Here is a 5,526-nt window from a genome sequence, read left to right as displayed (position 1 = left end):
AAAAGCTCGATATCAAGGTCGGCGCGCTGATCAATACCAGCCTGTACGACGACTGTGCGCAGATTACCGATGCAATCCGCGCGCGCGGCGATGAGGTGATCGGCCACGGGCATACCAATGCCGAGACCCAGGGCGTGCTGGACGAGCCGGCGGAGCGCTCACTGATCGCAGGCTGCACCGCGCGCATTGCCGGGCAGGAGGGCAGTGCGCCGCGCGGATGGCTGTCGCCGTGGATAGCAGAGTCCACCGTCACGCCGGACTTGTTGCAGGAATGCGGTTACCGCTACACATTGAACTGGTCTCACGATGACCAGCCCATGCCAATGAAGACGCGCAAGGGCGTGCTGTGGTCGGTGCCTTACCCGCAGGAACTCAACGATATCCCGATGCTGGTGGCACGCCAGCTCGACATGCTGGCGTTCAGCCAGATGATCGAAGACCAGTTCGACGAAATGCTGATGCAATCGGCGCAGCAGCCGCTGGTGATGGGAATCGCGCTGCATCCGTACCTGATCGGTCATCCGTATCGCCTGAAGGCGCTGCGCGCGGCGCTGATGCGCATTCGCGCCCGTGGCCAGGCATGGTGGACCACGCCAGGCGCCATTTACGATCATGTGCAGTCGATCGATGCGGTGCGTGCGCTGGCTGAAAATCCGTGATCCTGCACGCATGGGCATGAACGGCCTGTCGGATACGTCCGACTGAACCACTGCAAGAATCAAGCGATCAAACCAAACATGGCAACACGAAAAAGCGTCAAACCCACCGCCGATAAGGCGAAGCCGCCTGCCGTGCGCCGCAGCGCTGAGCAGGCGCGCAGCCACATACTGAATATTGCGATCACCGAGTTTGCCGCCAAGGGCTTCAGCGGCGCCCGGATCGATGCAATTGCCAAGAGCGCGCAGACCAATATCCGGATGCTGTATCACTACTTCGGCAGCAAGGAAAATCTCTATGTCGCCGTGCTGGAGACGGTGATCGCCGAGCTGCGGCAGGAGGAACTGAAGCTCGATTTCAGTGACGTCGAGCCGCTGGCCGGACTGATGCAGATGTTCGATTTCATCGACCGCCATTTCTCCGAGCATCACGAGCTGATGAGCATCCTGTCCTCGGAAAATCTCGACCGCGCCCAGTACATCAAGAAGTCATCCCTGATCCCGACGGTATCGTCCCCGGTGCTGACATTGCTGGATAGCCTGCTCAAGCGCGGCGTGGCGGCAGGCTCGGTTGCGCCCGGAATCGACCCATTGCATCTGTACGTGACGCTGGTCGCGATGGCCTATTATCACAAGTCGAATGCGCATACGCTTTCCTACATATTCAAGCGCGACCTGACTGAGGAAAAATGGCAGGCGGAGCACCGGGCGCAGACCGACCGGATGCTGCTCTGCTTCCTCCGGTCCGGATCGGACTATGCGCAGATCGCCATGCCTGCGGATCGTCGCGGCGTTTTGCCGGGGGCCAGTTCGCCGGCAGTTGGCAAGCGCCCGGCAAGGCCCGTCGCCGCCAAGGTGAGCGTGGCAAAACGACAGCGTGCCAGCAAATGAATAGCGTGACCCGGCTGCTGGCAAGTTCCTCCGAGGGCATGGTCACCAGTCCGCACGTGCTGGCAAGCGAAGCTGGCCTGAACGTATTGAAAGAGGGCGGCAACGCCGTCGAGGCCGCCATTGCGATCGGTGCGGCGCTGTGCGTGACGTATCCGCAATTCACCGGATTTTGCGGCGATGCCTTCCTGATCATCAGCGACGCGTCCGGCAACATCAGGACGATATCCGGCATCGGCCAGGCGGCGGCGGATCTGTCGGGATACCAGCCAGGCCGTGCGATTCCGGTACGCGGTCCAGGCGCCATGCTGACCAGCGCCGGCACCGTGGATGCGCTGGGCACAGCCCTGGAGATCAGCCGAAATGAGCTGGGCGGTGGCAAAAGCTGGGCCGACTTGCTGGCGCCGGCACTGGCGCTGGCGCAGGATGGATTCCCGGTGACGGCCTCACAGCATTTCTGGACCAATTTCCGTGCCGCTGAACTGCACGCACTGCCGGGCGTACTGGACGCCTTCATGCCCAACGGGATGGCGCCGGCGGTCGGCACGATGTTCAGGCAGCCAGAACTGGCGCAGACGATCAGGCGCCTGGCGGCAGGCGGGCATCGTGATTTTTACGAAGGCGCGCTGGCGCGCAGCCTGGCGCAAGGACTGGAGCAGGCGGGCTCGCCCTTGACCGCAGCGGACCTGGCCGCCACCCGGGCCCGGATCGAGCCGCCTTTGCGCATGCCCTACCGCGATGGTGAACTGGTGGCGCACCAGCCGCCCACGCAAGGCGTCACCACGCTGGAGATCATGGGGATATTGAATCGCTTCGATCTCAGCCGGATAAAGCAGGGCAGCACCGCGTTTTATCACTTGCTGGTCGAGGCGGTGAAACTTGCTTTCATTGACCGCGACCGTCATGTCGCGGATCCGGATTTTGCACCGGTGCCGCTGGCGACACTGCTATCAGGCCAGCATCTTGATTCGCTCGCCGGGCGCATCGATCCCGGACGGGCGATGCCATGGCCGCACCTGTTCAGGAATGGCGACACGGTGTTTGCCGCGGCCGCCGATGCGCAAGGTAATTGCGTGTCGCTGCTGCAAACGGTGTACTTCGACTGGGGCAGCGGCGTTGCCGTCGGCGACAGCGGCATGCTGTGGCATAACCGCGGCGCTGCGTTTTCTGTGGACCCGTCACATCCGAATTGCCTGGCGCCGGGGAAGCGGCCGTTCCACACGCTGAACCCGGGCATGTACCTGAAACAGGGCAGGCCGCACATCCTGTACGGCACGCAGGGCGCCGACGGCCAGCCGCAAACGCTGGCGGCCATACTGACCCGCATGATCGACTACGGCATGGACCCGCTGGCGGCCTTGGCTGCACCGCGTTTCCTGCTGGGGAAAACGTTTTCCGATGCCAGTGATTCGCTCAAGATCGAGCAGGATTGCGGCAACGCCGTGCTGGGAGGGCTGGCCAGGAAAGGGCACGCGATCACCACCATTGACGCGCAAAGCCCGCTCGCCGGTCATCCGGGAGCGATCATGATCGACGGCAAGACCGGCCTGTTTACCGGCGCCCATGATCCTCGCAGCGACGGACGCGCGCTCGGCGTGTGATTCGCCGGGCGTCGTCCGCGGCCAGCGGCGTCGGTCAGGCGGCGACGATCCGTTCTTCTTCGGCCGTCAGCAGCGGGCCGTCCAGCGTGACGCGTGAGTCGTCGTTGCGGAAGCGCGCCATCACCGGCTTGAGTTCTTCCTTTACATACTTTTCGCTATAGCCGTTGAACAGCGTGCCCAGCAAGCTGCGCTTGACGTCGCTGGTGTTGAGGAACCAGTCGGCAATCGGGAAGGTCAGGTTCATGTTGTACTTCATCATGATTCCCTGGTTGTGATGCGCGGTGTGATGCCTGCGGATCGTGTTGACGAACGGCATATTGCGAACAAACCAGTTCTCGTGCACATGGCAGCAATAGTGGAAGGTCTCGTATATCAAGTATTGGCCGACCATCGTCAGGAACACGATATAGCCCGCATTCGGATTGAAAATGACCGACGCCAAGCCGCCCAATATGACACCGCCCACGCCCAGCGTGATCAGGACGCGCCACGGGAAAAACACGATGCGGAACTCGCGCGTGGTGTCGATGGTGATGTCATTGTCCGTGAAGTACTGATGATGCTGGCGGGTGTGCCGGTCGTAAATGGCGCGCAGCGCGAACACATCGATCTTGCGGTGCATGACGTAGCGGTGCATGGCCCACTCGACAAAATTGCCGGCGATGAAAGTCGGCAGCACCAGCCACCACTCCCAACCGGCGCCACTGAGTTGCGAAATGCAGTAGTAGATGGCGGAAATGCCGGCGGCGTACATCACCGCGATATGCAGCAGCCCGCTATAAAAGGGGCTGATTTCCGCCTTGTAGTTTTCGCGGAACTTGCGCTGGCGTTCAGACATCATGATCGGTCTCCTGACAGGTGATTCATGCTGATATATTAGTGGTATTCAGCATGTCGGTCAACTTCCCGTGCCTTACAATAGGGCACTTTCGACAATTAAATTTACCGAGCTAAAGAACCCGATGGCATCCAGGAAGCCGATGGCGAAAGCCGAAAAAAGCAGTCCGACTCCCCCGAATACCGAAGCGTTGGCATTTACTGTTGAAGATTCAATGCTCGCGCCCACCGCCAAACTGACCGATCTTGCCTATGAAAAGCTGGAAGAGGCGATTGTCACGCTCAAGTTGCGGCCCGGTAGCGCCGTCTCCGAGCTGACATTGAGCCGTGCCACCGGCATCGGCCGTACGCCGATCCGCGAAGCCATCCAGCGCCTGGCGCGCGAGCACCTGATCCTGATACTGCCGCAACGGGGGCTGCTGATTCCGGAAATCGACGTCAGCAAGCAGTTGCGCCTGCTGGAAACCCGTCGGGAAATCGAGCGCCTGGTGTGCCGCAGCGCGGCAAAGCGCGCCACCGCTGCCGAGCGCGAACGATTCGGCCAGCTGGCCGAGGCATTCAAGGTAGCGGGCCAAGCCAATGACGATGTCAGTTTCATCCGCGCCGACCGCGAATTCAACGAGCTTTGCCTGGCGGCTGCACGCAACGAGTTTTCGGAAGGCGCAATGCGCCTGGTGCATGGCCTGTCGCGCCGGTTCTGGTATTTCCACTACAAGCAGGCGGCGGATCTGCCGGAAATCTCCCGTTTGCATGCGGCAGTGGCCAGTGCCATTGCACAAGCCGATGTCGTCGCCGCCGGCAGCACTTGCGACCAGTTGCTCGACAACATCGAGTCCTTCACCCGATCCACCGTCATGACCGCGATCTAGCACGGCCATCGTCTGGTATGGCACCTGGTACTGCGATCTGGCACGACCATCCCGGGCCAAAAAAATATTTCAGGACGACATGCTTGACTGGAGGAATGTTGATTTTTCCTGATATATTAGTTGTGCACCGTTTCCATAATTGCTTTCCGTGTGGATGCGACCAAAGACTGAAAACTATAAATATATTGGAGGAGATCAGATGGAAAAGCCAAAGAGTAACGTCGCACGCCGCAAGGTGCTGAAGGCGGTTGGTGGTCTCGGTTTGCTGGGGACAGGACTGGTTTCCTTCCCGTCGATTGCCCAGAACAAGCCGGTGCGCATCGGCATCATCGCGCCCAAGGCCGGCATTGCCGGCACCATCGGCGAGTGCGGATTGCGCGGCACACAGTTTGCGGTCGACAAGATCAATGCCGGCGGCGGCATCGCCGGACGCAAGGTCGAGCTGATCGTTGAAGAAGAAACCAACGCCAAGGATTCGATCGAGCGCCTGCGCAAGCTGGTGTTGCAGGACAAGGTCGATTGCGTGCAGGGCATCGTTTCATCCGGCGTCAGCCTGGCGATGGGACCAACGGCAGAAGAACTCAAGACCGTCACCATGTATTGGGACGGCACCACCCAGGACGGCGTGCGCGAAACCATGGCCAAGCCGCGCTACCTGTTCCGCTCCACCGACAA

General features: G+C 60.9%; 6 protein-coding genes. 5 read left to right on the top strand and 1 reads right to left on the bottom strand.

Annotated features, from left to right (window positions below; genetic code table 11):
• The 3 genes from Q7T64_RS12185 to Q7T64_RS12175 all read left to right on the top strand — a co-directional run.
• A partial coding sequence (locus Q7T64_RS12185) for a polysaccharide deacetylase (RefSeq protein ID WP_304795948.1) occupies nucleotides 1–659 on the top strand: 659 nt, incomplete at its 5' end.
• 78 nt (nucleotides 660–737) lie between these two features.
• Nucleotides 738–1,547: a TetR family transcriptional regulator gene (locus tag Q7T64_RS12180; protein ID WP_304795945.1), complete on the top strand. Its 810-nt coding sequence runs from the start codon at nucleotides 738–740 to the stop codon at nucleotides 1,545–1,547.
• A complete protein-coding gene (locus tag Q7T64_RS12175; RefSeq protein ID WP_304795943.1) occupies nucleotides 1,544–3,145 on the top strand; it encodes a gamma-glutamyltransferase family protein in 1,602 nt (533 codons plus the stop codon). The genes Q7T64_RS12180 and Q7T64_RS12175 overlap by 4 nt, the downstream gene beginning before the upstream one ends.
• A gap of 34 nt (nucleotides 3,146–3,179) precedes the next feature.
• On the opposite strand, the gene Q7T64_RS12170 is transcribed toward Q7T64_RS12175, so the two are convergent.
• Nucleotides 3,180–3,986, bottom strand: coding sequence for a sterol desaturase family protein (locus Q7T64_RS12170; RefSeq protein ID WP_304795941.1), 807 nt, complete (start codon nucleotides 3,984–3,986; stop codon nucleotides 3,180–3,182).
• 211 nt (nucleotides 3,987–4,197) lie between these two features.
• Between Q7T64_RS12170 and Q7T64_RS12165 the strand changes: the two genes are divergently transcribed.
• Together Q7T64_RS12165 and Q7T64_RS12160 are read left to right on the top strand one after the other, a co-directional pair.
• Nucleotides 4,198–4,851, top strand: a complete 654-nt coding sequence (locus Q7T64_RS12165; RefSeq protein ID WP_304795939.1) for a GntR family transcriptional regulator — start codon at nucleotides 4,198–4,200, stop codon at nucleotides 4,849–4,851.
• A 199-nt stretch (nucleotides 4,852–5,050) separates the two neighbouring features.
• Nucleotides 5,051–5,526, top strand: a 476-nt coding sequence (locus Q7T64_RS12160) for an ABC transporter substrate-binding protein (protein ID WP_304795937.1), incomplete at its 3' end; no start/stop codon positions are given.

Source organism: Lacisediminimonas sp. (assembly GCF_030645335.1).
Classification (GTDB): domain Bacteria; phylum Pseudomonadota; class Gammaproteobacteria; order Burkholderiales; family Burkholderiaceae_D; genus Lacisediminimonas.
Note: the sequence above shows the minus strand (reverse complement) of the source record. Positions and strands in the feature narration are given on the sequence as shown.

Excerpts from the sequence above, each read along its gene's own strand:
- Q7T64_RS12180 (WP_304795945.1), top strand. The coding sequence starts at position 738 with ATGGCAACACGAAAAAGCGTCAAACCCACCGCCGATAAGGCGAAGCCG.
- Q7T64_RS12175 (WP_304795943.1), top strand. The coding sequence starts at position 1,544 with ATGAATAGCGTGACCCGGCTGCTGGCAAGTTCCTCCGAGGGCATGGTC.
- Q7T64_RS12170 (WP_304795941.1), bottom strand. The coding sequence starts at position 3,986 with ATGATGTCTGAACGCCAGCGCAAGTTCCGCGAAAACTACAAGGCGGAA.
- Q7T64_RS12165 (WP_304795939.1), top strand. The coding sequence starts at position 4,198 with ATGCTCGCGCCCACCGCCAAACTGACCGATCTTGCCTATGAAAAGCTG.